General features: G+C 63.6%; 26 protein-coding genes and 1 riboswitch. Of the genes, 20 read left to right on the top strand and 6 right to left on the bottom strand.

All coding sequences use genetic code 11. The annotated features are described in order from the left end of the window. Nucleotides 1-170 precede the first annotated feature (170 nt). Complete coding sequence (locus CAP2UW1_RS02050) at nt 171-1,181, bottom strand: hypothetical protein (RefSeq protein WP_012807206.1); 1,011 nt, start codon at nt 1,179-1,181, stop codon at nt 171-173. Nucleotides 1,182-1,472: 291 nt separating this feature from the next. Between CAP2UW1_RS02050 and CAP2UW1_RS02045 the strand changes: the two genes are divergently transcribed. The 3 genes from CAP2UW1_RS02045 (at nt 1,473) to CAP2UW1_RS02035 (ending at nt 4,975) form a co-directional block, all read left to right on the top strand. Further along, a complete protein-coding gene (locus tag CAP2UW1_RS02045; RefSeq protein ID WP_012807205.1) occupies nt 1,473-4,217 on the top strand; it encodes an HAD-IC family P-type ATPase in 2,745 nt (914 codons plus the stop codon). Nucleotides 4,218-4,226: 9 nt separating this feature from the next. After that, nucleotides 4,227-4,673, top strand: coding sequence for a YaiI/YqxD family protein (locus tag CAP2UW1_RS02040; RefSeq protein WP_012807204.1), 447 nt, complete (start codon nt 4,227-4,229; stop codon nt 4,671-4,673). Nucleotides 4,674-4,741: 68 nt separating this feature from the next. Then, nucleotides 4,742-4,975 (top strand): hypothetical protein, encoded by a 234-nt coding sequence (locus CAP2UW1_RS02035; protein ID WP_012807203.1) that lies wholly within the window; start codon nt 4,742-4,744, stop codon nt 4,973-4,975. A 25-nt stretch (nt 4,976-5,000) separates the two neighbouring features. On the opposite strand, the gene CAP2UW1_RS02030 is transcribed toward CAP2UW1_RS02035, so the two are convergent. The 3 genes from CAP2UW1_RS02030 to CAP2UW1_RS02020 all read right to left on the bottom strand — a co-directional run bounded on the left by CAP2UW1_RS02030 (nt 5,001) and on the right by CAP2UW1_RS02020 (nt 8,676). Further along, entirely contained in the window at nt 5,001-6,494 is a 1,494-nt protein-coding gene (locus CAP2UW1_RS02030) for a sensor histidine kinase (RefSeq protein WP_291912550.1), read from the bottom strand. After that, a complete protein-coding gene (locus CAP2UW1_RS02025; RefSeq protein WP_012807201.1) occupies nt 6,463-7,143 on the bottom strand; it encodes a response regulator transcription factor in 681 nt (226 codons plus the stop codon). Before CAP2UW1_RS02025 ends, CAP2UW1_RS02030 begins: the two co-directional genes overlap by 32 nt. A gap of 342 nt (nt 7,144-7,485) precedes the next feature. Next, nucleotides 7,486-8,676, bottom strand: coding sequence for a M20 aminoacylase family protein (locus CAP2UW1_RS02020; RefSeq protein ID WP_012807200.1), 1,191 nt, complete (start codon nt 8,674-8,676; stop codon nt 7,486-7,488). An 81-nt stretch (nt 8,677-8,757) separates the two neighbouring features. Here CAP2UW1_RS02020 and rapZ point away from each other — a divergent pair, with 81 nt between their 5' ends. From rapZ to CAP2UW1_RS01940, 16 genes are all read left to right on the top strand, one after another. Beyond that, nucleotides 8,758-9,642, top strand: a complete 885-nt coding sequence (gene rapZ / locus CAP2UW1_RS02015; RefSeq protein WP_041568039.1) for an RNase adapter RapZ — start codon at nt 8,758-8,760, stop codon at nt 9,640-9,642. After that, on the top strand, nt 9,642-10,016 hold the full coding sequence (locus CAP2UW1_RS02010; protein WP_012807198.1) for a NusG domain II-containing protein: 375 nt from the start codon (nt 9,642-9,644) through the stop codon (nt 10,014-10,016). Before rapZ ends, CAP2UW1_RS02010 begins: the two co-directional genes overlap by 1 nt. 90 nt (nt 10,017-10,106) lie before the next feature. Beyond that, nucleotides 10,107-10,179, top strand: a riboswitch (S-adenosyl-L-homocysteine riboswitch). A 111-nt stretch (nt 10,180-10,290) separates the two neighbouring features. Continuing rightward, on the top strand, nt 10,291-11,700 hold the full coding sequence (gene ahcY / locus CAP2UW1_RS02005) for an adenosylhomocysteinase (RefSeq protein ID WP_012807197.1): 1,410 nt from the start codon (nt 10,291-10,293) through the stop codon (nt 11,698-11,700). Between the two features lie 25 nt (nt 11,701-11,725). Further along, complete coding sequence (locus tag CAP2UW1_RS02000) at nt 11,726-12,076, top strand: phage holin family protein (RefSeq protein WP_012807196.1); 351 nt, start codon at nt 11,726-11,728, stop codon at nt 12,074-12,076. Nucleotides 12,077-12,086: 10 nt separating this feature from the next. Next, nucleotides 12,087-12,926 carry a methylenetetrahydrofolate reductase [NAD(P)H] gene (gene metF, locus CAP2UW1_RS01995; protein ID WP_012807195.1) on the top strand — a complete coding sequence of 280 codons (840 nt, stop codon included), beginning with the start codon at nt 12,087-12,089 and terminating at the stop codon, nt 12,924-12,926. 1 nt (nt 12,927) lies between these two features. After that, nucleotides 12,928-13,206 (top strand): DnaJ domain-containing protein, encoded by a 279-nt coding sequence (locus CAP2UW1_RS01990; protein ID WP_012807194.1) that lies wholly within the window; start codon nt 12,928-12,930, stop codon nt 13,204-13,206. Then, entirely contained in the window at nt 13,203-13,733 is a 531-nt protein-coding gene (locus CAP2UW1_RS01985) for a hypothetical protein (protein ID WP_012807193.1), read from the top strand. The genes CAP2UW1_RS01990 and CAP2UW1_RS01985 overlap by 4 nt, the downstream gene beginning before the upstream one ends. A 4-nt stretch (nt 13,734-13,737) precedes the next feature. After that, nucleotides 13,738-14,466 (top strand): hypothetical protein, encoded by a 729-nt coding sequence (locus CAP2UW1_RS01980; protein ID WP_012807192.1) that lies wholly within the window; start codon nt 13,738-13,740, stop codon nt 14,464-14,466. A gap of 40 nt (nt 14,467-14,506) precedes the next feature. Then, on the top strand, nt 14,507-15,718 hold the full coding sequence (locus tag CAP2UW1_RS01975; RefSeq protein WP_012807191.1) for a hypothetical protein: 1,212 nt from the start codon (nt 14,507-14,509) through the stop codon (nt 15,716-15,718). 194 nt (nt 15,719-15,912) lie between these two features. After that, a complete protein-coding gene (locus CAP2UW1_RS01970) occupies nt 15,913-16,521 on the top strand; it encodes a MotA/TolQ/ExbB proton channel family protein (protein WP_041567662.1) in 609 nt (202 codons plus the stop codon). A gap of 15 nt (nt 16,522-16,536) precedes the next feature. Continuing rightward, nucleotides 16,537-16,953, top strand: a complete 417-nt coding sequence (locus CAP2UW1_RS01965; RefSeq protein WP_012807189.1) for an ExbD/TolR family protein — start codon at nt 16,537-16,539, stop codon at nt 16,951-16,953. Beyond that, complete coding sequence (lpxK, locus tag CAP2UW1_RS01960) at nt 16,953-17,999, top strand: tetraacyldisaccharide 4'-kinase (RefSeq protein WP_012807188.1); 1,047 nt, start codon at nt 16,953-16,955, stop codon at nt 17,997-17,999. The genes CAP2UW1_RS01965 and lpxK overlap by 1 nt, the downstream gene beginning before the upstream one ends. Beyond that, the gene (locus tag CAP2UW1_RS01955) at nt 17,980-18,156 is read left to right on the top strand and encodes a Trm112 family protein (RefSeq protein ID WP_012807187.1); all 177 of its coding nucleotides are present in this window, start codon (nt 17,980-17,982) and stop codon (nt 18,154-18,156) included. The genes lpxK and CAP2UW1_RS01955 overlap by 20 nt, the downstream gene beginning before the upstream one ends. A gap of 18 nt (nt 18,157-18,174) precedes the next feature. Continuing rightward, nucleotides 18,175-18,939: a 3-deoxy-manno-octulosonate cytidylyltransferase gene (kdsB, locus tag CAP2UW1_RS01950; protein ID WP_012807186.1), complete on the top strand. Its 765-nt coding sequence runs from the start codon at nt 18,175-18,177 to the stop codon at nt 18,937-18,939. A 131-nt stretch (nt 18,940-19,070) separates the two neighbouring features. Further along, nucleotides 19,071-19,724: an adenylate kinase gene (gene adk, locus CAP2UW1_RS01945; protein WP_012807185.1), complete on the top strand. Its 654-nt coding sequence runs from the start codon at nt 19,071-19,073 to the stop codon at nt 19,722-19,724. Nucleotides 19,725-20,008: 284 nt separating this feature from the next. Next, on the top strand, nt 20,009-22,429 hold the full coding sequence (locus CAP2UW1_RS01940) for a sodium-translocating pyrophosphatase (protein ID WP_012807184.1): 2,421 nt from the start codon (nt 20,009-20,011) through the stop codon (nt 22,427-22,429). A 1,205-nt stretch (nt 22,430-23,634) separates the two neighbouring features. Here the strand turns inward: CAP2UW1_RS01940 and CAP2UW1_RS01935 are convergent. Both CAP2UW1_RS01935 and murJ read right to left on the bottom strand, forming a co-directional pair. Beyond that, a complete protein-coding gene (locus CAP2UW1_RS01935; protein ID WP_012807182.1) occupies nt 23,635-24,264 on the bottom strand; it encodes a YbhB/YbcL family Raf kinase inhibitor-like protein in 630 nt (209 codons plus the stop codon). A 19-nt stretch (nt 24,265-24,283) separates the two neighbouring features. Next, the gene (gene murJ, locus CAP2UW1_RS01930; RefSeq protein ID WP_012807181.1) at nt 24,284-25,822 is read right to left on the bottom strand and encodes a murein biosynthesis integral membrane protein MurJ; all 1,539 of its coding nucleotides are present in this window, start codon (nt 25,820-25,822) and stop codon (nt 24,284-24,286) included. Nucleotides 25,823-26,008: 186 nt separating this feature from the next. Here murJ and CAP2UW1_RS01925 point away from each other — a divergent pair, with 186 nt between their 5' ends. Then, on the top strand, nt 26,009-26,248 hold the full coding sequence (locus CAP2UW1_RS01925; protein WP_012807180.1) for an acyl carrier protein: 240 nt from the start codon (nt 26,009-26,011) through the stop codon (nt 26,246-26,248). Nucleotide 26,249 lies beyond the last annotated feature (1 nt).

Below are 26,249 nucleotides of genomic sequence, written 5' to 3'. Positions count from 1 at the left end.
CGAAAGAGGAGAGTAGACGAGATTCTTACAAAAAATACAATACCCTGTCATAACTGACTGATTGTAAACCACTATTATCAGGAGTTTACGACATATGCGTAAGCGATTGCCCTGGCCTTGCCGCGAGTGGTCCTGCGTGCCTTCGTGCCCGCCTGCTCAGCGACGCTCGGCTAGCTTTCCTGCGGGCTGGCCGCCGGAGGTCCCGTGATCCCCGCGGCCGGTACCGACTTGTGTCGGGAGCGCGAGCGAGAGCGTTTCACCTTCAGTCGCGTCGGCTGGCTCGCTCGATGGCTATGGTGCCGTCTCTTGTGACCTCGCCGGGTGACGACAAGCCAGGCAATCTTGCCGACGATCAGGAAGAACAGGATCACCCAGAGCAGTGGATACTGAACGACCTCGATCAGCAGGCCGACGAATTCGCGCGCTGGGTTGAAGCCACCAGCCGACGCGACCGGCTCGGGGTTGGGCGACGCCGTCGCAGGCACCGGCCGGGCAGCCGGGGTGTCGCTGCCGTACTGAACGAAGGTTACAGCGGTGTTGTCGAGGCCCAGCGTCACTCTGCCCGCTGCCGAGACAACGTGAAACCCTTCCACGCCGGCGACCGAGAAGTCCACGCGACCGTCCTTGCCGACGCGTACATCAAGCGCTTCGGCGATCACCTCGACAACCGACTCCTGCAGTTCGTTCAAGGCAGCCGCGGCATCCTCGCCACGGTCTGCTGCGGCCGTGGCGGCGGATCGGACAGCACGCGCCGGGGAAGCCGTGGCGCTCCCTTGAAACGCACCATCGGCAACCGAGCGTCGCAGGCCGGGCAAGGGATCGGCGTCGTCGACACCGCCCGTGATGGCGCTGACATTGATACCGGGTTGCAGCCTGGCGAACGCCGGAACCGCCAGATCGCTGCCGCGCGCCAACGGGTCCGCCAGGACGGCAGAACGATCGTCGTAGCTGGTCGGCGCGGGCGGAAGGCCACGAACCCGCTCGCTTGCCGACGACGCCTGGCGCGCCAAGGCGGTTGCGTCGGAAATCCCGTCGGTCGCTCGTCGCACATCGGCCTGTTCGGCATCGACCTGCAGCGTCCGCTCATCAGGAACGACTGGGTGTGCCAAGACCTTGCCGGCGACCAATATCGCCGGCAACAGCCCCAGCCAGAAGCGCCCGCCGAGAGAGCGTGAAAACATTTCAGGACTCCGAGATCAGTTTGTTCTTGCAAGCAATATTCGTGCTATGGACACGACACTCATTAAACCATGGGTGTAATCCTCCAGCAACGATTCACTGTCCGGCGCAGTGTAAAATTTTCCGACAGCATCTGCGCGATGAGCCGTCGCGCACCCGCGAATTCCGCCGGGCCCTTCACCGACAATCGCGGGACTGCCGCCGCTGGGCGTTAGAATGAGGCCGGCAATGGTCAAGGCTTGGGAGAAACCGGTGAACCGCCAGCGATGGGCATGCCGTTTGAGAACACCAACATGTGCGCTACCGCACACCGCCTGCACAAGCACGGCACCAGCTTGCCGGCGTCGGCCGGTCTGTTGCAGACGATGAACGAACAGGGTCGCAAGCGCATTGCCTGGCACTACCTTGCCGCCGACGAGGCGGCGGCCAGACTGGAGGCCAGTTTCAACGACGGGCTGGCGGAAAGCGAGGTGCTCAGCCGCCGCGCCATACACGGCGAGAACCGGATCACGCCGAAGCCCGGCAAGGGCCCGTTGCAGCGCTTTGCCCTGCAGTTCGTGCAACCCCTGATTCTGGTTTTGCTCGCCGCCGGCGTGGTCACCGCCGCGCTCGGCGAATGGGTCGATTCCGGGGTGATCCTCGGCGTCACCCTGATCAATGCCCTGATCGGCTTCATCCAGGAAGGACGTGCCGAGAGCGCCCTGGCCACCCTGGCACAGTCAGTGCCCAGCGAAGTGACCGTCCTGCGCGGCGGCTGCAAGCAGCGGCTGGCATCGACGGCGCTGGTACCCGGCGACGTGGTGCTGCTGGCGGCCGGAGACAAGGTTCCCGCCGACCTGCGCCTGTTCCGCGCCAAGGACCTGCAGGCGATAGAGTCGGCGCTGACCGGCGAATCAGCTGCCGTCGCCAAGCACGGCGAGACACTGCCGGAAGATACACTGCTCGCCGACCGCGGCAACATGGCTTACGCGGGCACGGTGATGATCAGCGGGCAAGGCGCCGGGGTCGTCGTCGACACTGGCGATCGCACGGAGACCGGCCGCATTTCGCGCCTGATCGCCGAAGCGCCCGACCTGACGACGCCGCTGACATGCCGGATGGCGGCTTTCAGCAACTGGCTGCTGATCGCCATCGGCGTTCTGGCGGCACTCACTTTCGCGGTCGGCCTCTGGCGTGGCGAATCGGCTTTTGCCATGTTCATGGCCGCGGTGGCGCTGGCCGTCGGAGCGATTCCGGAGGGATTGCCGGCAGCGATGACGATCACTCTGGCCATCGGCGTGTCGCGCATGGCCAGACGGCGGGCGATCATCCGCAAGTTGCCGGCGGTCGAGACGCTCGGCAGCACGACCGTCATCTGTTCGGACAAGACCGGCACCCTGACCGAAAACCAGATGACGGTGCGCGAGATCCACACCGGCGGCAAGCGGACAGTCGTCAGCGGTAGCGGCTACTCGCCAAACGGGAAGGTCGGCGAGGGCGAAACCATCGCCGGCGCCTTGCGCGAATGCCTGCTGGCCGGCGCGCTGTGCAACGACGCCGGGCTCAACCGTGTCAACCGGCACTGGGAGGTCGTCGGCGACCCGACCGAGGGGGCGCTGCTGGTGGTGGCGCGCAAGGCCGGGCTCGACGAGCGAACTCTGCAGAGGCTCTTTCCGCGCCTCGACGAGATCCCATTTGATTCGGCCCGGCAATACATGGCGACCCTGCACGAGATCGAGGGCCAGCGGATGGCCTATTACAAGGGCGCGTTCGAACAGTTGCTGCCGCGCTCGCAGAGCATGCTCGATGCGAACGGGCAGTCTGTGCCGGTACGCCGGGTCGAGATCGAGGTCGCCGCCCGCGCTATGGCGGCGCAGGGACTGCGCGTCCTCGCCATTGCCCGCCTCGCTGCCGACCCGGCGCTGACCCTCGAGGCGATGGGTGCCGATAGCGGACTGCAGTTCGTCGGTCTGGTCGGCATGATCGACCCGCCGCGCCCGAAAGCGATTGCCGCCGTCAGGACATGTCACGCCGCCGGCATCACGGTCAAGATGATCACCGGTGACCATGCGGTCACGGCACTGTCGATTGCCCGGCAGATCGGCATTGCCAGGGCGGGAGAAACGGCGCTCAACGGCCGCGAACTGGCGGCGCTCGACGACGAAGGCCTGCGCGGCGTGGTGCGCAGTGTAAACGTCTTCGCGCGTGTCGAGCCGGAACAGAAGCTGCGCCTGGTGCGGGCGTTGCAAGCCAACGGTGAAGTGGTGGCGATGACCGGCGACGGGGTCAACGACGCACCGGCCCTCAAACAGGCGCATATCGGCATCGCCATGGGACTGGGGGGCACGGAAGTGGCCAAGGACGCTGCCGACATGGTGCTTACCGACGACGACTTTGCCAGCATCGAGGCGGCAATCGAGGAGGGGCGGGGCGTTTTCGACAACCTGGTGAAGTTCATCACCTGGACACTGCCCACCAATTTCGGCGAGGGTCTGGTCATCGTCGCGGCGATCGTCGCCGGCGCCACCCTGCCGATCACGCCACTGCAGATCCTCTGGATCAACATGACGACTGCCGTGTTCCTCGGACTGATGCTCGCCTTCGAGCCGATCGAGCACAACGTGATGCGTCGCCCGCCGCGCCCGCCAGGCGCTCCAATTCTCGACACCGGACTGGTCTGGCGCATCGTGCTGGTCAGCGTACTGCTGCTGGCGGGGTCCTTTGGACTGTTCCTGCGCGAGTTGGCGCAGGGCGAATCGCTCGCCGAAGCACGTACCGTTGCAGTCAACGTCTTTGTCGTCGTGGAGGCGATGTATCTCTTCAATTGTCGGTCGCTGACGCGTACGGCGCTGGGTATCGGCCTGTTCTCGAACCCTGCGGTGTGGTACGGCGTGCTGACGATGGCCGTGCTACAGGCGCTGCTGACCTATGTACCGCTGATGAACCGCCTGTTCGCGACCGCGCCGATCGGCCTGCACCAATGGCTCGAAATTCTTGCTGTCGGCGTGCTTGCCTATGTCGTGGTCGGCATCGACAAACAGTGGCGTGCGCGTCACTGACGCCCCTCGATGCAGATCTGGGTCGATGCCGACGCCTGCCCTGGCGTCATCAAGGAAATCCTGTTTCGTGCCGCGCAGCGCACGCGGATCATGACTACCCTGGTCGCCAATCAGATGCTGCGCGTGCCCGCTTCGCCCTGGATCCGCAGTTGGCAGGTGCCGACGGGTTTCGATGTCGCCGACCAGCGCATCGTTCAGGAAATGCAGGCGGGCGACCTGGTGATTACCGCCGACATCCCGTTGGCCGGGCAGGTCATCGAACGTGGCGGCTACGGGCTGAATCCGCGCGGCGAATTCTATAGTCGCGAAAATATCCGCGAGTGCCTCGCGATGCGTAACTTCATGGAGGAACTGCGCAGCAGTGGCGTCGCCACCTCGGGGCCGGCGAGCCTCAGCCAGAGCGACCGGCAGGTCTTCGCCGCGCAACTCGATCGCTTCCTCGCCAGGCAGCGCTAGACCTGACTGCGCTGGCGACCCGTTTCCGTTTACCATCACGCCTCGATCCGAACAGCAAGGAGGAACAGATGGACGTGGAATGGGTGCTTGCTACGCTCAACGATGTCATGGATGCACTCGAAGACGCCGTTGGCGAGCTGGAGAGAAGTCCGCAAGCGGTTGATCTCCTGTTGCCGGAGGTGATGCCGGCAATCTACGCCAAGCTCAACTACGCGTGGAACAGCCGCGAGTTGGGTCCCGAAGCGCTGGACAAGATCGACCACGACGCACTGGTCGGCTTTCCGAAGGACTTGCCGATGTGAGCGTACATCTGCCAACGACGATCGGTCAGGCAAAGCCCGTCTGCACGGCGTCCGGCGTTGACCCGCGCGGCGGTGGCGGGCGCTGGACGCGAAATACGATCCGCGCGATGCACCCCGACGGCTCTTCGCCATCCGCGTGGCGGGTGTTCGGACGCAGGCTGGCTGCCGCCTGATGCAGCTCGGCGATCTCGCGAACGATCGCCAGGCCGAGGCCACTCCCTTCGCCGTCTGCACCCTCCACACGGTAGAAGCGATCGAAGACCTTCTGGGAGTCCTCGTCGGCAATCCCGGGGCCGCTGTCCTCGATCTCGAGCACGGCAAAGTCGCCCTGCGCCACAACTCGGGCCGTCACCCGCCCACCGGCAGGCGTATAACGCAGGGCGTTATCGAGCAGGTTGTTGATCATCTCGCGCAGGAGAAAGGCATTGCCCTCGATGAGTACCGCTCCGGCCGCCTCGTAGCCGAGATCGATGCGCTTGTCGAGGGCCCGGACCACCCAGGTTTCAACAATCTCGCGCAGCAACTGATCGACATCCAGTGGCAACAGAGGCTGCTGCGCGTCCCCGCTGGCTTCGGCGCGCGCCAGCGCCAGCATTTGATCAACGAGGTGAGAAGCGCGATCGACTCCGCTCAGGATCTGCCGGAGAGCGTGTCGCAATTCTCCCGGATCGCTCTCGCGCATGGCCAGTTGCGCCTGCGTTTTCAAACCCGTCAGCGGTGTTCGCATCTGGTGCGCCGCATCGGCGATGAAACGACGCTGCGCGTCGACGTTGTGCTGCATTCTGGCGAGCATGGAGTTGAAAGCCTCGGTCAGAGGCCGCAGTTCCTCGGGGACCCGCCGCAGTGCGATCGGCGAGAGGTCGGCCTCGCGGCGAGCCTGGATGCGGTCTCGCAGACGCGTCAAGGGACGCAAGCCTTGCGACAGCCCGAACCAGACCAGCACCACAGCGAGCGGAATGATCACGAATTGCGGCAGGATCACGCTGGCTATGATCTTGTTTGCCAGTTGCGAGCGCTTCTCGGTCGTCTCTCCGACTTCGATCAGCACCCAACGCGCCGCTGACGCACCCGGCTCGAAGAGATACAGGTAGGCGACGCGCAAGGCCTGTCCGCGATACTCGTCGTCACGAAAAAGAACTTCGCCGTGTTCGCTCCGCGGCAACCCTTGCGGGTGTCTCGGTACAGGCAGTTCCGTATCGCCGACAATCAACGAGCCGTCGACATCGAGAAGATGGAAGTAAACATTGTCGATTTCGTCAGATCGCAGGAAGACCTGGGCGATTCCGGGCAGTGCAAAATGCGGTTGTCCGTCGACGAAACTCACCTGCCGCGATACGGCAGCGACATGTTCACGCAGCGACTGATCGTACGGGAAACTGGCCACACTATTGGCAAAATAGTGTGTGAAGGCAATGCTGATCGGCCACACGAAGAGCAGCGGCGCCAGCATCCAGTCGAGAATCTCGCCAAACAGCGAGCGCTGGACGTCAGGACTTTGTCTCTTCCGCAGGTTTCTCAAGGTAATAGCCGAGGCCACGCACGGTGATGATATTGACGCCGGTCGCTTCGAGCTTCTTGCGCAGACGGTGGACGTAGACCTCTATGGCGTTGTGACTGACCTCCTCGCCCCACCCGCACAGGTGATCCACCAACTGGTCCTTGCTGACCAAACGTTTGGCGCGCAGCAGGAGGATCTCGAGCAGGCCCAGTTCGCGCGCCGAGAGATCGAGCATTTCGCCATTGACGAGGGCGCAGCGATCGGTCTGATCGAAGGTCAGTGAGCCGCACTGGATCATCCGTGAGGTTCCCGACGAGCGACGGCTCAGGGCGCGCACGCGCGCCTCGAGTTCGGCGAGTTCAAAGGGTTTGGCCATGTAGTCGTCGGCACCGAGATCCAGCCCCTTCACCCGATCGTCGGTACCGTCGAGTGCCGTCAGGATCAGGATCGGAGTGCTCGAATTCCGAGCCCGCAAGCGACGCAGCACGTCAAGCCCGGGCAGTTTCGGCAGGCCCAGATCGAGGATGACGAGATCGTAGGTGTTGGTCATCAAAGCCGTGTCGGCATCGAGTCCGTTGTAGGCACAATCGATCGCGTAGCCGGCCTGCCGCAAGGAACGGCACAGACCATCGGCAATGATCCTGTCGTCTTCAGCGAGAAGGATGCGCATGATTCGCTGATCCCGGCCCGGCGCACGTAAGCTGTCTGTAAGCCGCTGCTCTTAAGCTACGCACGCTGTTCTCCTTTATGGTCTTTGGAGTTCCGGTTTCGGCCCGAACTCGGGGAGCGCCTTAATACTGCACTGGGCGCTCCCCGCCACTTTTTTGGATGGGGCGCGGCGCGCGAGCCGCAGATCCACGCCGCTCTCGGCGAGCAGCAACGTGCCGGCAAACCGTCAAACGCTGTGAGTCTAGCAAAAAAACGGCGGCCGTCGCAGCGTTCTCCGCGCCGCTCGGCGATCTCCTGCTGTCACCGACGCTCGGCGATCAGCGCGCAGCGGCCGGCATCCCGGTCAGCCGCGGACTGTCGCGGCCTCGCCGCGAAGCGTCGTTGCCACCAGCCTGACCCAATAGCTCACGCCGATCGGCAGGATCTCGTCATTGAAGTCGTAATGCGGATTGTGCAGAGTGCAGCCGCCCGTGCCGGGCCCGTTACCGAGCCAAACGTAGCAGCCTGGTCGTTCACGCAGCATGTAGGCAAAATCCTCGGCACCCATCGACGGGAGTTCGTCTTCACGAATCTTGCCGGGCCCCAGCAGTTCCCTGGCGACACGCCGACATACCTCGGTTTCGCCAACGCTATTGACGGTCGGCGGATAGCGATGATCGAAACGCACCGAGATCTGTGCCCCGAAAGCGCTGGCGATACCATTGCACAATCGCTCGACGGCGCGCTCGACCAGTTCCTGGGTTTCCACCTTGAAGCTGCGAATGGTGCCGCGCAGGATGGCATCGTCCGGGATGATGTTCCACGCCTCGCCGGCGTGTATCTGCGTGACGCTGACGACTGCCGACTCGCAGGGATGGACATTGCGGGCAACCACCGTCTGCAGCGCCAGAACCAGCTGGCTGCTGGCGACCAGCGTATCGACGCCTTCCTGCGGCATCGCCGCATGGCAGCCGTGCCCGCGTACCGAGATCTCGAAGGCGCAGGTACCCGCCATCACCGGACCCGGCATCACGGCCATTTCGCCGACCGGTATGCCCGGCCAGTTGTGGAGGCCGAATACCGCGTCCATCGGAAACTGGTCGAACAGTCCGTCGGCGATCATCACTGCCGCCCCACCTTCGGATTCCTCGGCGGGCTGGAAGATGAAGTAAACGATCCCGTCGAAATCCAGCTCGTCGCGGTGTGCCGCCAGGTAGCGCGCGGCACCGAGCAGCATTGCTGTGTGGCCGTCATGACCACAGGCATGCATTCGCCCCTCGTGTCGCGAACGATGCGGACAGTCGTTCTTCTCCTGCAAGGGCAACGCATCCATGTCGGCGCGCAAACCGATGGCGCGCTGACTGCTGCCCTTGCGCAACACGCCGACGACGCCGGTCCTGGCGAGACCGCGGTGGACCTGTAGTCCGTAGCTGGTCAATTCGCGGGCGACCAGATCGGCGGTGCGCGTCTCCGCGAAGGCGAGTTCCGGATGCGCGTGAATGTCGCGCCGAATGGCGACGAGGGCAGCAGCAAAGGAGAGGTCGAGAGTAGCCATGGGCCTGCCATGCAAAGTTGAGACGATAGTGTATGCGAGACTGACTTGTTCCGGAGCGATGCATCCGTTATGCTCCATGACATGCATCTCGTTCTCATCAGCGGCCTGTCTGGCTCCGGCAAGTCAATAGCCCTCAAGGTTCTTGAGGACGCCAATTACTATTGTGTCGACAACCTTCCTTCCCAATTGTTGCAGCCGCTCGTCCGGCACCTGGGGCAACAGGGATACGATCAGGTCGCGGTGGTGATCGACATCCGCGCTGGCGACAGCGTGGCCATGCTGCCCCGACAGCTCGACGCCCTGCGCGCCGCGGGCGACCTCGAGTTGCAGTTCCTGTTTCTCGACGCCCAGGATGAAACACTGATCAAACGCTACTCGGAGACGCGTCGCCGGCATCCCCTGGCCAGCGACCGACTGACCCTGACCGAAGCCATTGCCGAGGAACGCGTTCGTCTCGCCGGCCTGGCGGCTCTCGGACACCACATGGATACCAGCGGCCTCAAGGCGAGCGTGCTGCGGGAGTGGGTTCGCCAGTTCATTGCCGCTGGTGTTGGCGCGGACCCCTGCCAGGGGTTGACCCTGCTGTTCGAGTCCTTCGGCTTCAAGAACGGCATTCCGCTCGACGCCGATCTCGTTTTCGACGTTCGCTGTCTGCCGAATCCGCATTACGATCCGACCCTGCGGCCGCTGACCGGGCGCGACGCGCCGGTCATCGACTTCCTCGAGGCTGAACCCGAAGTGCTGCGCATGCGCGGCGACATCACCGGGTTCATTCGCGCCTGGCTTCCCTCGTACGTGCAGGACAGTCGCAACTACCTGACGGTGGGCATCGGCTGCACCGGCGGCCAGCATCGCTCGGTATACCTGGCCGAATGGTTGGGACGCAAGTTTCGCGGCTGCGCACGCGTCCTGATCCGTCACCGCGAACTGGCTCCGGTCACCGGCGACGCGCGCGAAGGCCAGTAATGCTCTGGCTCACGCTGCTGAAGCCGGGCGACTGGCTGATGATGGCGTCGGGTCTGGCGATCTGTGTCGTCTCGTTTCCGCTGGCCTGGCAGGCGGGTGTCGCTGAGAAGGCCGTCGTCAGGCTTGCCGGCGAGGTCTTTTCCGAACTGGATCTGTCGCGCAATCGTCGACTGGAGGTGCCAGGCCCGCTGGGAATCACGACCATCGTCGTCGACAAACGCCGGGTACGCGTCGCCGCCGACCCCGGACCGCGCCAGTATTGCGTACGCCAGGGTTGGCTGGCGCGTGCCGGCGAGATCGCCATTTGCGCCCCGAACCAGGTGAGCGTCGAGATCCGGGGAAGCCAGCGGCCCTACGATTCCTTGTCTTACTGAATGCAGCGTCCCATACGCTTCCGGGCGACGCACACGGATTTCTTTGCGCAGCAGTCTTGCAGCAACGACTTATCGGTTATACTTGAAAGTCAATCCGAGGAGCGCTGCAGGGCCGTCGATCGACGGTTTCAGGCTCGGATTCCTTAAACGGCGCTCATCCGACCAACCCGTGCCGGGTGTGGGAAGATGGGTGGACGCCGGCTGAGAACCTCCAGCCCCCGCATACACCGCGGCTTCGCTATCCCGGTCACAGTCATGATGGAGCCTTACTGTGATGGATGCTATTACCCAGACTCAAGATTACGTGATTGCCGACCTCGGGCTCGCCGAGTGGGGCCGCAAGGAAATCCGTATCGCGGAAACCGAAATGCCCGGCCTGATGGCGATTCGCGAGGAATTCGCCGCTGCCCGACCGCTCAAAGGAGCGCGGATCACGGGTTCGCTGCACATGACGATCCAGACGGCCGTGCTGATCGAGACGCTGACGGCGCTCGGCGCCGAGGTGCGCTGGGCGTCGTGCAACATCTTCTCCACCCAGGACCACGCCGCGGCCGCCATCGCGGCCGACGGCGTACCGGTCTTCGCTGTCAAGGGCGAATCACTGGCGGATTACTGGGACTACACGCATCGTATCTTCGAGTGGTCCGACGGGGGTTACAGCAACATGATCCTCGACGATGGCGGTGACGCGACGCTGCTCCTGCACCTCGGCGCCCGGGCGGAAAACGATCCGTCAGCACTGGCCAGCCCCTCTTCGGAGGAAGAAACCATCCTCTTCGCCGCGATCAGGGCCAGACTGGCCAGCGATCCGACCTGGTATTCGGTGCGCTTGGCCGCGGTCAGGGGAGTCACCGAGGAAACCACCACCGGCGTTCATCGCCTCTACCAGATGCACGCGCGCGGCGAACTGCGGTTCCCGGCGATCAACGTCAACGACTCGGTCACCAAGTCGAAGTTCGACAACCTCTACGGCTGCCGCGAGTCGCTGGTCGACGGCATCAAACGGGCCACCGACGTGATGATCGCGGGCAAGGTCGCCCTGATCGCCGGCTATGGGGACGTCGGCAAGGGCTCCGCACAAGCCATGCGCGCCCTCTCCGCGCAGGTGTGGGTCACCGAAATCGACCCGATCTGCGCCCTGCAGGCGGCGATGGAGGGTTACCGCGTGGTGACCATGGACTACGCTGCCGACAAGGCCGATATTTTCGTCACCTGTACGGGCAACTACCATGTGATCAACCATGAACACATGCGCAAGATGAAGGATCAGGCCATCGTCTGCAACATCGGCCACTTCGACAACGAAATCGATGTGGCGTCGATCGAAGCCTATCCGTGGGAGGAGATCAAGCCGCAGGTGGACCACGTGATCTTTCCCGACGGCAAGCGCATCATTCTGCTGGCCAAGGGTCGCCTGGTCAATCTCGGCTGCGGCACCGGGCACCCGTCCTACGTGATGAGTTCCTCGTTCGCCAACCAGACGATCGCCCAGATCGAGCTGTTCACGCGCACCGGCGACTACCCGGTGGGGGTCTACACGCTGCCCAAACACCTCGACGAGAAGGTCGCCCGCCTGCAACTCAAGAAGCTGAACGCGCAGTTGAGTGAACTGACCGACCAACAGGCCGCCTACATCGGCGTAGCGAAGGCAGGCCCCTACAAGTCCGAGCATTACCGCTACTGATGCCATATACCAACAGGGGGCTGGCATGCGCCTGATCCTGGTCTGGCTGGTCAACGCCTGCGCGTTGCTCGCCGTCGCTTACCTGCTGCCATCGATCCAGGTGGCTTCGTTCGGGTCGGCACTGGGCGCGGCGCTGGTCCTCGGACTGGTAAATACCCTCCTGCGCCCCCTGTTGGTTTTGTTGACGCTGCCGGTCACGGTCCTCACGCTCGGACTCTTCCTCCTTGTGCTGAACGGCCTGATGTTCTGGCTCGCCGGCTCGTTGCTCGACGGCTTCGTCGTCGGCGGCTTCTGGCCGGCGGTTTTCGGCGCCATCCTCTACAGCCTGTTCTCGTCTGCCCTCTCTTCGCTGTTGCCGACCGGTGAGGCCAGGTAACAACCTCGTGATGACCAAAGACACTCGCACCTTCAGCCTCGAACTCTTTCCCCCGCAGACCGCCGAAGGCGCCGAGAAGCTGCGCGCGACGCGCGCCCAGATGGCGCTCCTGAAGCCGAGGTTCTTCTCAGTGACCTTTGGTGCCGGCGGTTCGACGCGGGACCGCACGCTCGAAACCGTTCTCGATATCCAGCGCGAAGGGCACGCGGCGGCGCCGCATCTTTCGTGCATCGGTTCGACACGGGAAAGCATTCGCAGCATTCTCGAGCAGTATCGCGCGCACGGAATCCGTCACCTCGTCGCGCTGCGCGGCGACCTGCCTTCGGGCATGGCCCAGCCAGGCACCTTTCGCTACGCCAACGAACTGGTAGAGTTCATCCGCGCGGCAACGGGCGACTGGTTCCACATCGAGGTGGCCGCCTACCCCGAGTACCATCCGCAAGCGAGGAGCCCGCTGGACGATCTTCTGGCGTTCCGGCGCAAGCTCGAGGCCGGCGCGAATTCGGCCATCACCCAGTATTTCTACAATTTCGATGCCTACGCGCAGTTCATCGACCAGTGTCGAAGGATCGGCATCGAGGTGCCGATCGTCCCCGGAATCATGCCGATCTCGAGTTACAGCAGTCTGGCACGCTTCTCGGACAACTGCGGCGCAGAGATCCCGCGCTGGATACGAAAGAAGCTCGAAAGCTACGGCGACGATTCAGCGTCGATCCGCGCCTTCGGCCTCGACGTGGTGACGCAACTGTGCGAGAAGCTGCTTGCCAGCGGAGCGCCCGGTCTCCACTTCTACACGCTGAACCAGGCGTCGCTGACCAGTACGCTGTGGCAGCGGCTCGGACTGACCTAGCGTGCAAGACCACTACGCCGTTCTTGGCCTGGCCAGCGATGCGTCGGGCGAAGAGATCAAGCGGGCCTATCGGCGGAAGGCCTTGCAGTATCACCCGGACCGCAACGCCGCCGCCGAAGCGACCGACAGATTCCGCGCCGTGCAGGAAGCCTACGAGACGCTGTCGGATGGCAACCTGCGCCAGGCGTACGACGAGAATCGACGCCGCAATCTGCTCGAACGGCCACTGGAGACCGCTCGGGAGATCTGGAAGAACTACCTTGAAGGAGTACTGCATTGAGGCTGTCGCGATTCTTCGAAGAACTGAGATCGGCCTATGAGGCCGAGCTGGACGATCTGATGACCGATTCCGGCGGGCATGACGTCCTCGCCGAGCGGCTGAAGGCCAAGCGCGCGCAGGTTCCTCTGCTCTTGCCGATGATCGGGTGCAATCCGGAAATGGTCGCGGTCGCCTTCCACGGTGGAATGCGTTTTCACAGTCCCGACGTAATGCGCGACCTCGCCGCGCAGGAACCTGAAGACCTTCCCGCGTGGTCGGACCTGCTGAGCGCGGTCGAGCTTGTACCCTGGGCAGAGAAACTGGCCGCAACTGTCCTCCAGAACCCGGACGGCGACCAGTTCCTGGTCGTTACCGCCTGCCTGGAATATCTGCAGGGCAAGACCGGCGCAAACCCGGAGCGTCCGCCAACCGACGATGCCGACGAGGACGAGGACGAGGAAGGCGACGATCGCGATCTCGACGAGGCGGGGGCCGACTGGCTCTCGGAGCAGGGCTTCGATCGCCGAGATCGATTCTCCGGAGATTGAAACCATGAATCATCCTGTACGCCTGAAGGCCGAGAAGCTGATCCGCGCCGGCGACATCGTCGGCGCCGAACACGCCCTGGCATCGCTGGTCGAAACCGAAGGTGATGATTCCCTGGTAGTCGTCCTCGACGATTTCCCCGCCAAGGATCTGCTGGCTGTTCTTCGCGATTTCGATTCGTCGCGGGAATCGGTGGTCAGCTTGCTGGTCTCACCCGAGCAGTTCGCCCGGGCGATCGTTCTCGAAACGCGTTACGGCGATCCGAGTCACGAGCGCCTGCGCGGAATGATCAATGCCGTCATCTTTCGGGCGGAAAGTGACCCCGGCGAGTTCCTCGAAGCAATCGGCAACCTGGACGGTGGCTGTGATGCATTCGCCGACTATCTGTGCGACCGTGGCGAAAGTCTCGAACATTTCTTCCGCAACGGCACCTTCGACCTTTTCGACGAGGGTGGCGGCGATGCGCTGGCCGGCCTGACTGACGCGGAGCGCCTGGACGCCCTGTCCGATCCGGATACCAATCGGCCTGTCCTGAACCACAGTGAGGTCAACGATCATGACTGGATGGAACTGGTCTGGCTGTTGCGCTATCAGCAGCCGGAGGTCTTCCGCGACGTGCTGCTGATCCTGCGCGCACGCGCCAGCGCCGAAAGTGCTCAGCAGGCGGCCGCGGATGGCCGACCCGCGCAGGAGCAACGGCCATCGGGCGAGCCAGAGGAAGAGTCTGCCCTGTAGGCCGCGCGTCGATCGAGTCAACCGCCACGGACCTGCACACATGTCAGACCTCACGCCGAGCGACAGCCGCCAGGTCGCCGTTTTCGACGATCGACCGTTCTTCGAGAAAGCGCTGATCTACGGCGTGCGAGAGCGGATCGTCGAGCCGCAGCGACTGGCCGCCATACTCGACGACGCAGCGAAAGGAATGGTGCAGATCGCCGAGTATTTCGGTACCCCGTACCTGCGCCCGAATATCGAGGAAGCCCGTACTCGCATCGTCAACCTCGTCAGCCTCTACCTCGAGGAAGGCTGTGGCGGGGATCTCGCCAAGGCGGCGCGATCCTTGCGCGACAACACGTTTCTCTCGCATTCCCGTGGCGGATCGGAGATGCTAAAGCGTCTCTGGGCAATGCCGGAAGACGGATCGTACGGAATGCTCGTCCGCCAGTCGCAGAAGCAGTTCCTCGCCGAATGGTCGCTACGCACTCCGGCCGACTACCGACAACTCCTCGAACAACGCCAAGGGTATCAGCTGACGGTTTCAGCCGCCCTCTGGTTTGCCGAAGGGCTCGGCGTACCGGCATCCACCATCTCGACCGTCTCTGTGGAATCGATCATTCGTACCGCGCTGCTCGTTAACCTCGCCGGGCAGGCGGCGGCCTCGGTTCCGAACGCCGCCGAGTTCGCAGCCACGCTTGCCGTCATCCGGAAGAAGGGCGTGCCGGGCAAGGGTCGAAAACGGATCCGGGAGGTTTTCCAGAGTCTGCCCGACGCCTATCATGCGGTCGCCGAACGCGAGTTGAAAAAGCTGGAAGCCGAGGATCTGCCAAAGATCCTTGACGCGTCGCTGCCTCTCGAGGAACTGGTGCAAGAACTCGAACCGCTCTACTTCCTGCGCGACTTCGGCCCCGAAGATGCAGGTCAGTTGGACGCCATGATTTCGAAGGACTGGCACAGGATCACGCGTGGAAAGACGGACGACAGTTCCTTGCTGACGGTCTTTGTCTGCCTGGCGGCCGATACGCCGCCCAGACCGGTGCTGACGCGAACAGCCGCGCGCACCCTGATCCGGAAACTGCGTGCGGACGGATTTCAGCGGCCGCCTGTGCTCGTCTTCATCAGAGGCTTTGCTCCCTACGCGATGCAGGCTGACCTCGAAACCCTGTGGAATGAATTCTTCCCCGAGGCAGAAGCCTATCTGCTCGATGCCTCCGACACTACGCTCACCCAGGCATTGGCGTTCCTGAAAGAAAACTGCGTCGTCGTGTAGCGACCGGCGTCTGCCTTGTCAGACCGGGAAGCCAGCTGCCGGGAAACTCCTGCAGGCCTGCCTGCCAACGCGCTCCCAACCTGCTCAGCCACCGCTCCGGTCGCTGCCGACGCGTCCCGAATGCAGGCCGGGGCTTGCTGCAAATGCCGCCGCAGGCTAAAGTGCCGGATTGTGAAATTCTCGCGGGAGACAACGTGTTTTCCATCGTTCAGGCTGCTGGTTGGCCGATCTGGCCCTTACTGCTGGCGTCGATCATTGCCGTTGCATTGATCATCGAGCGCCTGGTGGCTCTGCGGCGCGCCAAGGTTGTTCCCCCCGGCCTCCTGCAAAGGGCAGTCGCCGAGTACCGGAAGAACGGTACGACGCCGGACCTGATCGCCAATCTCGAGGCCGATTCGCCGCTCGGGCGCGTCCTCGGCGCCGGGCTGCGCAACGTTGCGGCATCGCGCGAGATCATGAAGGAGGCGATCGAGGAAGCAGGCAGCGTGGTCTCGCATGACCTCGAGCGCTACCTCACGACGCTTGGAACCATCGCCTCGATCAGCCCACTGATGGGCCTGTTCGGTACCGTGGTCGGCATGATCGAGATCTTCGGCTCGCAGGCGCCGAGCGGCAGCAACCCGATTCAACTCGCGCACGGCATTTCGGTGGCCCTCTACAACACCGGGTTCGGCCTGCTCATCGCCATCCCGAGCATGATCTTCTGGCGCCACTTTCGCGCCCTGGTCGACAGCTTCGTGATCGAGATGCAGCAACAGGCCGTGCGTCTGGTCGAGGTGCTACACGGCGAACGCAAGTCCTGACCTGAGGCGCGGGCAATGAATTTCCGACGCGGCCGTGGCGCTGACGCACCCGAGATCAACCTGATCCCGCTGATCGACGTACTGCTGGTGATCATCATCTTCCTGATGCTCACCACCACCTACGCCAAGTTCTCGGGGCTGGAAATCAACCTGCCGACCGCCGATGCCAACAAGCAGCCAGACCCTCCCAGCGAGGTGAACGTGGCGGTGACGGCCAATGGGCAGGTACTGGTCAACAAAGCGCCGCTGACGACTGTCACGGTCGCAGCGATCAGCGAGGCACTGCGCCGCGCTGCGGGTGACGCCAAGGAGCCGGTGATCGTCATCAACGCCGATGCCAAGGCCACCCACCAGAGCGTCGTCGATGTCATGCAGGCGGCACAGACCGCCGGTTATCCGCGGATTTCCTTCGCCACGCAATCGCCGCACTGATGGCGGCTTCCGGGATTGCTCAGCGCCTTCCCGGCTGGTGGTACCAGCGCCGCCTGGCGCCGCCGCTCTGGCCTCTGCTACCCCTGGCATGGCTGTTCGGCCTGCTGGTTGGCTTGCGGCGAACCTTCTACCACTACGGCCTGCTGCGCTCGTATCGCCTGCCGGTACCGGTGATCGTGGTCGGCAACCTGACCGTCGGCGGCAGCGGCAAGACGCCGCTGGTGCTGTGGCTGGTTCGCTGCCTGCGTTCGAGCGGCTGGCGACCGGGAATCATCAGTCGCGGCTACGGAGGCAGCGCCCGGCAAGCACAAGAGGTTGGCGAGGACTCCGCGTTTTCGGTGGTGGGTGATGAACCCGTGCTGCTCGCCAGGCGCAGCGGCGTGCCGGTCTTTGTTGGTCGCGACCGCGTCGCGGCGGCGCGAGCCCTGCTCGCCGCTCACCCCGACTGTGATCTGATCGTCTCCGACGACGGGCTGCAGCACTACCGCCTGCAGCGTTCGGTCGAAGTGGTCGCCTTCGACGGACGCGGTATGGGCAACGGCTGGCTGCTGCCCGTCGGCCCGTTGCGCGAACCGCTGCGGCGCCTGTCGGCGGTATCGGCGATCGTCTGGAACGGTCCCCGGGACAAGGCGCTCGAACATGCTGCGCAGCGCTTGCCACAGTTCGACATGCATCTCGTCGGGGACAGCTTTGTCGCCGCCACCGGCGAACCCCGTCGCTGTGGTGCCGGCGCCTTGCGCCAGCGCCGCCTGCATGCGCTGGCCGGCATCGGCGACCCGCAGCGCTTCTTCCGCCAGCTCAGGGCGCTGGGACTCGAATTCGAGGAGCACCCTTTCCCCGACCACCACCCCTACCGTGCCGCCGACCTCGCCTTCGCGCAAGACGGCGTGCTGCTGATGACCGAGAAAGATGCGGTAAAATGCGCGGCGATTGCCACCGGAGAAGCTTGGGTACTACCGGTTGAAGCAGCAATTGGCGGACCGCCGGGCCATGCTGGTCTGTTCGAGATAATTCTGGAGAAACTGCATGGACGCACGCCTGCTTGACATTCTCGTCTGCCCGATCTGCAAGGCCAACCTCGAGTACCGCAAGGTCGAGGCGGAACTGGTGTGCAAGCCCTGCCGACTGGCGTTTCCGGTTCGCGATGGCATCCCGATCATGCTTCAGGACGAAGCCCGCCCGCTCGCGGCAGACGAAATCTGAGAACCAGCGGCCTGCGGCATGCGCTTCAAGGTCGTCATTCCCGCGCGCTACGCCTCGACACGGCTGCCCGCCAAGCCGCTGCTCGACCTCGGAGGAAGGCCGATGGTCGTTCGCGTGGCAGAGCGCGCACTGCTGTCGGGTGCCGACGAAGTCCTGGTCGCCACCGATCACGCCGAAGTTGTCGCCAGTGCCGAGCACTACGGCCTGCGGGTGCTGCTGACGCGGGCCGACCACGCGAGCGGCACGGATCGTCTGGCAGAAGTCGTCGAACTGGCAGGCTGGAGTGACGACACGATAGTCGTCAACGTGCAAGGCGACGAGCCCCTGATCGATCCCGCACTGATCGCCATGACGGCAACCCGCCTGGCGACAAGCGGCGCCGAAATCGCCACGGTGGCGCACCCCCTGACCGATGCGGCGGATTTCTTCAACCCGCACATCGTCAAGGTCGTCTGCGCCGCAGGCGGCGACGCGCTGTACTTCTCCCGCGCGCCCATTCCCTACGCCCGCGACCACTTTGCCCGCGAAACCGGCGGTGAGACACTGCCGGCCGATATGCCGGCTTTCCGGCATATCGGCCTGTACGCCTACCGTGCCCGCTTCCTGCGCACCTACTCCCGGCTGACCGCATCACCGCTGGAGGCCCTGGAAGCGCTGGAACAGCTGCGCGCCCTGTGGCACGGTTTCCGCATCAGTGTGGCGATCGCCGATCACCTGCCAGGCGCGGGCGTGGACACTCCCGAGGATGCACGAAGAATGCAGGAATGGTTCAAAAAGGTTTGACCGTGCGCGCATTTGAGGGTAAGTTTCCGCCTGATGATCACGACAACGTGCTGCAACCGCGTCGGACGTGAGCTGCAAGTGTATGAAATACTGGACAAACCTCGGGATTTTTTGTTCTTCGAAAGCAAACCATGAAGCTCATACTTCTCGGCGCGCCAGGCGCCGGAAAAGGCACTCAGGCCCAGTTCATTCGTGAACGGTTCGGCATTCCGCAAATCTCCACTGGCGACATGCTGCGCGCTGCCGTCAAGGCGGGGACACCGCTCGGCGTGGCAGCGAAAAAGGTCATGGACGCCGGTGGGCTCGTTTCGGACGAAATCATCATCGGTTTGGTGAGCGACCGCCTACGGCAGGACGACTGCCAATCCGGTTATCTTTTCGATGGTTTTCCACGCACCCTGCCGCAAGCCGAAGCCATGAAGGCCGCGGGCGTAGCCCTCGACTACGTTCTTGAAATCGATGTCGCCGACTCCGAGATCATCGAACGGATGAGCGGTCGGCGCGTCCATCCCGCCTCGGGCCGAACCTATCATATTCGCTTCAACCCGCCAAAAGCCGCCGGCAAGGACGACGTGACCGGCGAGGATCTGATCCAGCGTGACGACGACCAGGAAGAAACGGTGCGGAAGCGACTCCAGGTCTATCACTCACAAACCAAGCCTTTGCTCGAGTATTACAGCACCTGGGCGGCCAGCGGTGACCCGCGGGCGCCCAAGTGCCGCAAGATCGCCGGCGTCGGGGGCGTCGACGATATCCGGAAGGCGGCTTTCGACGCCTTGCAATAGTCGCCTGCAGCCCCCGGCACGACTCTTACGGAGGTAACACGACTGGCACGAGAGCCCCCGCGGGAACGCAAAGTTCGCCACGCCGGCGTCTGGCTGCGGTAGCGCCACGAACGCTACCGGCGGCATCCGGCCGTGCCTGGATGGCACGACGTACCTAGTGAGCGGCGGACAGTGGAATACGTTTTGCTGGCCATCGCTTGTTTTTGCAGGTCCAGTTGTGAGGCAAAATCCGACCCCGGGGAACATCCCGAGGGAGCGGGTAACTTTAGAGAGGGAGGTTGCTTATGTCGTCATTCTTGGTCTTCGCACTCGTATGTGCGGTCATTGCGGTGCTCTACGGAGCGGCAATGACAAAGTGGATTCTCTCGTTGCCGGCCGGCAACCCACGCATGCAGGAAATCGCCAAAGCCATTCAGGAAGGCGCGTCTGCGTATCTCGCCAAGCAGTACACAACGATCGCCCTCGTCGGCGCCGTGCTTTTCGTCCTCATCTGGTTTGCACTCGGCAAGTTGATGGCCTTTGGTTTCCTGATCGGTGCTGTCCTGTCCGGGGCCACCGGTTTCATCGGCATGAACGTGTCGGTACGCGCCAACGTCCGGACCGCCGAAGCAGCGCGCAACGGGATTGGCGCGGCGCTCAATGTCGCCTTCAAGGGTGGCGCGATCACCGGCATGCTGGTCGTCGGTCTGGGCCTCCTGGGTGTCGCGGGTTACTACGCATTTCTCAAGGGCTCCGGCGCCGACTTTCAGCATAGCGTTGAACCACTGGTCGGTCTGGCGTTCGGCGGATCGCTGATTTCCATCTTCGCCCGTCTCGGTGGCGGCATCTTCACCAAGGGCGCAGACGTCGGCGCGGATCTGGTCGGCAAGGTCGAAGCCGGGATTCCGGAAGACGATCCACGCAACCCGGCCGTCATTGCCGACAACGTCGGCGACAACGTTGGCGACTGCGCGGGCATGGCCGCCGACCTCTTCGAGACCTACGCGGTCACCGTGGTGGCGACGATGGTGCTCAGCGCGATGATGCTCAAGGGAGTCGCCGGCGCCAACGACAACCTCATCGTCTACCCGCTGGTCCTCGGCGGCGTATCGATCATTGCCTCGATCGTCGGCTGCTTCTTCGTCAAGTCGAACGACGGCGGCAAGATCATGAACGCCCTCTACCGCGGCCTCGCCGTCGCCGGCGTGCTGGCGCTGATCGCCTTCTATCCGGTGACCACCATGCTCCTGGGTAACGGCGTGACACTCGCCGACGGCAGCCTGATCAGTTCGATGAGCATTTTCTGGGCAGCGGCAATTGGCCTCATTCTCACCGGCTTGCTGGTCTGGATCACCGAGTACTACACCGGTACCGACTTCGCCCCGGTCAAACGCGTCGCCGAAGCGTCGACCACCGGTCACGGCACCAACATCATCGCTGGCCTCGCCGTCTCCATGAAAGCCTGTGCGCTGCCGGTGCTCTGCGTTTGTGCGGCGATCTACATCACCTATGCGCTGGCCGGTCTGTACGGCATCGCCATTGCCGCCACCTCGATGCTGTCGATGACCGGCATCATCGTCGCACTTGACGCCTACGGTCCGATCACCGACAACGCCGGCGGCATCGCCGAGATGTCCGGATTGCCGAAGTCGGTGCGCGACGTCACCGATCCACTCGACGCCGTCGGCAACACCACCAAGGCGGTCACCAAGGGCTACGCCATCGGTTCCGCCGGTCTGGCCGCGCTGGTTCTCTTCGCCGACTACACGCATGCGCTGGAAGTCAATTTCGGCGGCGGCCTGCGTTTCGACCTCTCCGACCACATGGTGATCATCGGCCTCTTCCTCGGCGGCCTCATCCCCTACCTCTTCGCCGCCATGGCCATGGAAGCGGTGGGTCGGGCAGCCGGTGCCGTGGTCGTCGAGGTGCGTCGGCAGTTCAAGGAAATCAAGGGCATCATGGAAGGCAAGGCCAAGCCCGACTACTCGCGGGCGGTCGGCATGCTGACAATAGCGGCGATCCGGGAAATGATCATTCCGTCGCTCCTGCCGGTGCTCGTCCCGGTTCTGGTCGGCCTGCTGCTTGGCCCGAAAGCGCTTGGCGGACTGCTGATGGGAACGATCATCACCGGCCTGTTCGTCGCCATCTCGATGACCACCGGCGGTGGTGCCTGGGATAACGCCAAGAAGTATATCGAGGACGGCCACTTCGGCGGCAAGGGTTCCGATGCCCACAAGGCTTCGGTGACCGGCGATACCGTCGGCGACCCGTACAAGGATACCGCGGGTCCGGCGGTCAATCCGCTGATCAAGATCATCAACATCGTCGCCCTGATGATCGTGCCGCTGATGGTTCCCGCCTCAACCGCCAAGCCCGTGGCCGCCATGCCCGCAGCGACCGTGGCCATCGCGGTCGTTCCGGTAGCCAAAGTCTATTTCGCCACCGGGTCGGCTGAACTGCCGGCTGACGCGACGAAGACGCTCGAAGTCATTGTCGTCCATGCCAAAGCCAATCCGGGTGCCAAGCTGGCCATTTCCGGCTTCCACGATCCAAGCGGCAGCCAGGCGGTCAACGAGGAAGTCGCGAAAAACCGGGCCAAGGCCGTACGCGATTCACTGAAGAACGTCGGCATTGCCGAGGAACGCATCGAGCTGAGAAAACCCGAGGTGACAACGGGCGGCGGCGATCCTGCCGAGGCGCGGCGCGTCGAAGTCAGCGTGCAATAGATGTCTCCGCCCGGCAGCGGCGGGAACGCCGCTGCCGGCGAAGAAAGGCAAACGGGCCGCAGCAGCGGCCTGTTGCTTTTGAAGGGGATCGAAAATCCAGAGGGCTGTCCGCCACGACCCGCCGAACGGTCACTGGCACGCGTTCTGGACATGTGAGCCAGCGGTTCTCTCGAACGTCGGATGACCGGCCCTGATGACTTTGCGGACGTTTGCTCGACAAGAAGCGAGGAGCCTCATCTGGGTGAGCCGCCATTGCCCGCCGCGATAGCACTGTGCCTGTTGGTCGTTTGCCGGGCCCGATCGGCCGGTCGGCTGGGCCAAGGTATGGTCGACGAGTGCTTGCTGGGAACCGTATGGGTGCAGCGTTGGTGTTCCTGGTGCGGCCAAGGGGGCCTGGACGACTACCTTGCCCCCTCCGGGGGGATCTACTTCCTTCCCTCGCTGTCTGGCCGGCTGCCGACTCTCTGAGAACTGGCGCCGTCATGCCGGACGTCAAGGGTTCGCGCCTTGCTCTCCGTGCTGCTTGCTGCAGTGTCATTGAAAGCCAGCCGGCCGGGCCAGTCCACGCTATTTCCCGTACGGGCTGGAGCGGCTGAGGACAAGACCAGAGGCTTGCCCGTATCCAAAGCTGGCGTGGCGCACTGCCCATGCTGCGGCTCTTTACCGTCCCTGTCCGAACAGGTCGATTTCGCCGGCTGACAACGTCGATCGCTAAACTCGACGCGGCCATTGACCTCGCATCTGAACAACGAACCGGCAATGGTCGGTTGGCAGACCTGCAACCCCAGAAATACCACGAAGATGCTCCGCAATTTCACCGATGACTCCCATCTCTGTCTGTGGAATGACTACGGGATTGATCTTCGCACGCCTCAAGCAGCGACCCAGTGTGGAAAATCACGGTCCAGCGCATCTGCCGTGCAAGGAGCTTGCCCATGGCGACCAGGTTCCGCCAGCCGACACCTCAAGTCGGTGGATGAAGCCTCCAAAACGAAAACGGGCATCTCGTCCTCGCGCTTGGCGCGTCCGCGCTTGCTGCGCAGAGTGCGGTCACGACCTTCTCATCGCCTCGTCGTGACAAGGCCGTGCCACGGGTCCGGCGTGCGGCACCCGGCCGATGGTCGAAACCGCCGCCCGTCATCCTGCTGTCGAAGCCCCTGACACAAGGACTCGACGCCGTCGACGTCAGGGTCCGCCGCTCTCTACTACGGCTTCAGCGATGGATTGAGCGTATATGTGCCGGTCAGGCTCGCCTGCGCCAGGATGTGTCCCTGGATTGCCGCACGCACCTGCGGCCCTGTCAGCTTGCCATCGACGTCCAGCCGGCCGACGTCCAGCGCGAAGACCGTGAACACGTAATGGTGGACGATCTCGTCATTCCAGGGCGGGCAGGGACCGTCATAGCCGTAGTAGTCGCCACGCATGTCGTTGTCACTGTCAAACCAGCCGGTGTAGTCATTGATCCCCTGCCGCGCGTCGTGCGGGGCGTGCGGGCCCGGCTTGCCACGCGGCGTGACATCGCTGGAGAATTCGCCTTCGCTGATCTCGCCGAGGCTGGCCGGGAGATCGACCAGCACCCAGTGGAAGAAATCCACGCGCGGCAGCGATGCCGGAACGGTGCGGTCTTCCTGGTTGACGTCGTCGCCCTTGCTCGGCACGTCGGGATCATGACAGATGATCACGAAAGAGTGCGTACCGGGTGGCGCATCACTCCACGCCAGATGCGGGTTGAGATTGCGGCCGAGACAGACATGGTGTTCCGGGTCAGCGAGACAGAACGCAAAGTCGCCTGGGATCGGTTGTCCGTCTTTGAAACTGTTGCTGGTCACTTTCATCGATAGTCCTCCTGATTGTTTACTCGGCCGCACTACGCTTGAAGTCGTGCAAGCGAAAACCTGCGACCCATAGTGTAGCGAAATAGACGCTCGCACCAAAGGCAACGACCAGCGATAGTCGCAGCAGCCGTTGCGTCAGGCCCCCGGCCAGCCATTCAGCCGCTTCGCCGGTGACGAACCAGAGCGCCGCCCCCATGCTCAGCATCGCCAACCCAAGTCTGGCGTAGAACAGGAGCCAACCCGGCTGCGGGACATAAATCGCGCGCTGCCGCAGGCCGCGATAGAGCAGGCTGGCGTTGAGGATCGACGCGAGGCCGATGGACAAGGCAAGACCGGCATGCTCGAACCAGCGGATGAGGATCAGGTTCAGCATCTGCGTCACGAAGAGAGTCAGAAGTGCGATCCTGACCGGCGTCCGGATGTTCTGGCGCGCGTAGAACCCGGGGGCCAGCACCTTGACCAGGATCAGGCCGAGCAGACCGAGGCTGTAGGCGACCAGCGCGTCGCGTGTCCGGAATACGTCAGTGGCCGTGAAAGCACCATGGTGGAACAAGGTCGTGATCAGCGGTACGGCAAGCAGAGCCAGCGCCAGCGCCGCGGGAGCGGCGAGCAGGAAGGTCAGCCGTAAACCCCAGTCGAGCAGTCGTGAGTACTCGTCGGCGCGACCGGTGGCATGACACCGGCTGAGCGAGGGAAGGAGGATGGTGCCGAGAGCGGCGCCGAGCAGCCCCGCCGGGAACTCCATCAGGCGGTCAGCGTAGTAGAGCCAGGAGACGCTGCCGGTACTCAGGAAGGAGGCAAAAATGGTATTGAGCAGCAGGCTGACCTGTGCCACCGATACGCCAAGGAGGGCCGGCGCCATCAGGCGGAAAATCCGCCGCACACCCTCGTCACGCAGGTCGATCGAGAACTTGGGCAGCATGCCAAGGCGCCGCAGACTGGGAACCTGGAAGGCGAGTTGCAGCGCACCGCCCAGGAAAACGGCCCAGCCGAGGGCGATGATCGGCGGATCGAAGAGCGGCGCCGCGAAGAGCGCCATCAGGATGAACGAGACGTTGAGCAGGACCGGGGTGAAGGCCGGTACGGCAAACCGGCTCCACGTGTTGAGAACGCCACCGGCCAGCGCCACCAGCGACATGAAGAGAATGTAGGGGAACGTGATGCGCGTCAGGCTGACGGTCAGCGCGAACTTCTCGGCCTCGTCGGCAAAACCCGGTGCCGAGACGTAGACCAGAACCGGCGCCGCCGCCATTCCCAGCAGGGTGACCGCCAGGACGACGAGAAAAAGCAGGCTGGCAACCCGGTCCACGAGCTGCCGCGTCTCCTCCGGCCCGCGCTTGTTCCGGTATTCGCCCAGCACCGGGACGAAGGCCTGCGAGAAAGCGCCCTCGGCAAACAACCGACGCAGCAGATTGGGCAGCTTGAAAGCGACAAAGAAGGCGTCGGTCAGCATACCGGCACCGAAAGTGCGCGCAATCACGAAGTCGCGCACGAAACCGAGAATGCGCGACAGCAGGGTCATGCTACTGACGGTGGCGAGTGATCTGAGGAGGTTCATCGGGAATCCGGGCGGTGCGGCAAACGCAAGGCCTGCCATGATAGCCGCTCGGCGGCGGCGAGTGAGAACGTCAGCGCCGGCATGCCGGCGAAGTTGCCCGGATTCACCCGCATTCACCCGCATTCGCCTGGATTTGCCCGGCAATCGTTGGCGAGAATGCGACAATCGGATAGAATCGGGCTGGCCATGGACTCCCTTTCACTGATCCGCGAATTCCTGCAAGGCCGACTCGGCGTCGAACCGGAGAAGATTGTCCCCGGTGCCTTCCTGGACGAACTGGGCGTCGATTCACTGATGGTTCTCGAACTGATGTTCGAGTTCGAAGACCGATTCGGAGTCACCCTGGCGAAGGACCTGAAGACTCCCCGCACGATTGGCGAAATGGCAAGCCTGATGGATCGGCTGCGCAGCGAAGAACAGTCTTGAG

Source organism: Candidatus Accumulibacter phosphatis (genome assembly GCF_000024165.1).
Classification (GTDB): Bacteria; Pseudomonadota; Gammaproteobacteria; order Burkholderiales; family Rhodocyclaceae; genus Accumulibacter; species Accumulibacter phosphatis.
The sequence above is the reverse complement of the archived record's forward strand: the minus strand, read 5'-3'. Positions and strand labels throughout refer to the sequence as shown.

What these genes read in the sequence shown, in the direction of transcription:
- CAP2UW1_RS02050 (WP_012807206.1), bottom strand. Translation starts at nt 1,181, where the DNA reads ATGTTTTCACGCTCTCTCGGCGGGCGCTTCTGGCTGGGGCTGTTGCCG.
- CAP2UW1_RS02045 (WP_012807205.1), top strand. Translation starts at nt 1,473, where the DNA reads ATGTGCGCTACCGCACACCGCCTGCACAAGCACGGCACCAGCTTGCCG.
- CAP2UW1_RS02040 (WP_012807204.1), top strand. Translation starts at nt 4,227, where the DNA reads ATGCAGATCTGGGTCGATGCCGACGCCTGCCCTGGCGTCATCAAGGAA.
- CAP2UW1_RS02035 (WP_012807203.1), top strand. Translation starts at nt 4,742, where the DNA reads ATGGACGTGGAATGGGTGCTTGCTACGCTCAACGATGTCATGGATGCA.
- CAP2UW1_RS02025 (WP_012807201.1), bottom strand. Translation starts at nt 7,143, where the DNA reads ATGCGCATCCTTCTCGCTGAAGACGACAGGATCATTGCCGATGGTCTG.
- CAP2UW1_RS02020 (WP_012807200.1), bottom strand. Translation starts at nt 8,676, where the DNA reads ATGGCTACTCTCGACCTCTCCTTTGCTGCTGCCCTCGTCGCCATTCGG.
- rapZ (WP_041568039.1), top strand. Translation starts at nt 8,758, where the DNA reads ATGCATCTCGTTCTCATCAGCGGCCTGTCTGGCTCCGGCAAGTCAATA.
- CAP2UW1_RS02010 (WP_012807198.1), top strand. Translation starts at nt 9,642, where the DNA reads ATGCTCTGGCTCACGCTGCTGAAGCCGGGCGACTGGCTGATGATGGCG.
- ahcY (WP_012807197.1), top strand. Translation starts at nt 10,291, where the DNA reads ATGGATGCTATTACCCAGACTCAAGATTACGTGATTGCCGACCTCGGG.
- CAP2UW1_RS02000 (WP_012807196.1), top strand. Translation starts at nt 11,726, where the DNA reads ATGCGCCTGATCCTGGTCTGGCTGGTCAACGCCTGCGCGTTGCTCGCC.
- metF (WP_012807195.1), top strand. Translation starts at nt 12,087, where the DNA reads ATGACCAAAGACACTCGCACCTTCAGCCTCGAACTCTTTCCCCCGCAG.
- CAP2UW1_RS01980 (WP_012807192.1), top strand. Translation starts at nt 13,738, where the DNA reads ATGAATCATCCTGTACGCCTGAAGGCCGAGAAGCTGATCCGCGCCGGC.
- CAP2UW1_RS01975 (WP_012807191.1), top strand. Translation starts at nt 14,507, where the DNA reads ATGTCAGACCTCACGCCGAGCGACAGCCGCCAGGTCGCCGTTTTCGAC.
- CAP2UW1_RS01965 (WP_012807189.1), top strand. Translation starts at nt 16,537, where the DNA reads ATGAATTTCCGACGCGGCCGTGGCGCTGACGCACCCGAGATCAACCTG.
- lpxK (WP_012807188.1), top strand. Translation starts at nt 16,953, where the DNA reads ATGGCGGCTTCCGGGATTGCTCAGCGCCTTCCCGGCTGGTGGTACCAG.
- CAP2UW1_RS01955 (WP_012807187.1), top strand. Translation starts at nt 17,980, where the DNA reads ATGGACGCACGCCTGCTTGACATTCTCGTCTGCCCGATCTGCAAGGCC.
- kdsB (WP_012807186.1), top strand. Translation starts at nt 18,175, where the DNA reads ATGCGCTTCAAGGTCGTCATTCCCGCGCGCTACGCCTCGACACGGCTG.
- adk (WP_012807185.1), top strand. Translation starts at nt 19,071, where the DNA reads ATGAAGCTCATACTTCTCGGCGCGCCAGGCGCCGGAAAAGGCACTCAG.
- CAP2UW1_RS01940 (WP_012807184.1), top strand. Translation starts at nt 20,009, where the DNA reads ATGTCGTCATTCTTGGTCTTCGCACTCGTATGTGCGGTCATTGCGGTG.
- CAP2UW1_RS01935 (WP_012807182.1), bottom strand. Translation starts at nt 24,264, where the DNA reads ATGAAAGTGACCAGCAACAGTTTCAAAGACGGACAACCGATCCCAGGC.
- murJ (WP_012807181.1), bottom strand. Translation starts at nt 25,822, where the DNA reads ATGAACCTCCTCAGATCACTCGCCACCGTCAGTAGCATGACCCTGCTG.
- CAP2UW1_RS01925 (WP_012807180.1), top strand. Translation starts at nt 26,009, where the DNA reads ATGGACTCCCTTTCACTGATCCGCGAATTCCTGCAAGGCCGACTCGGC.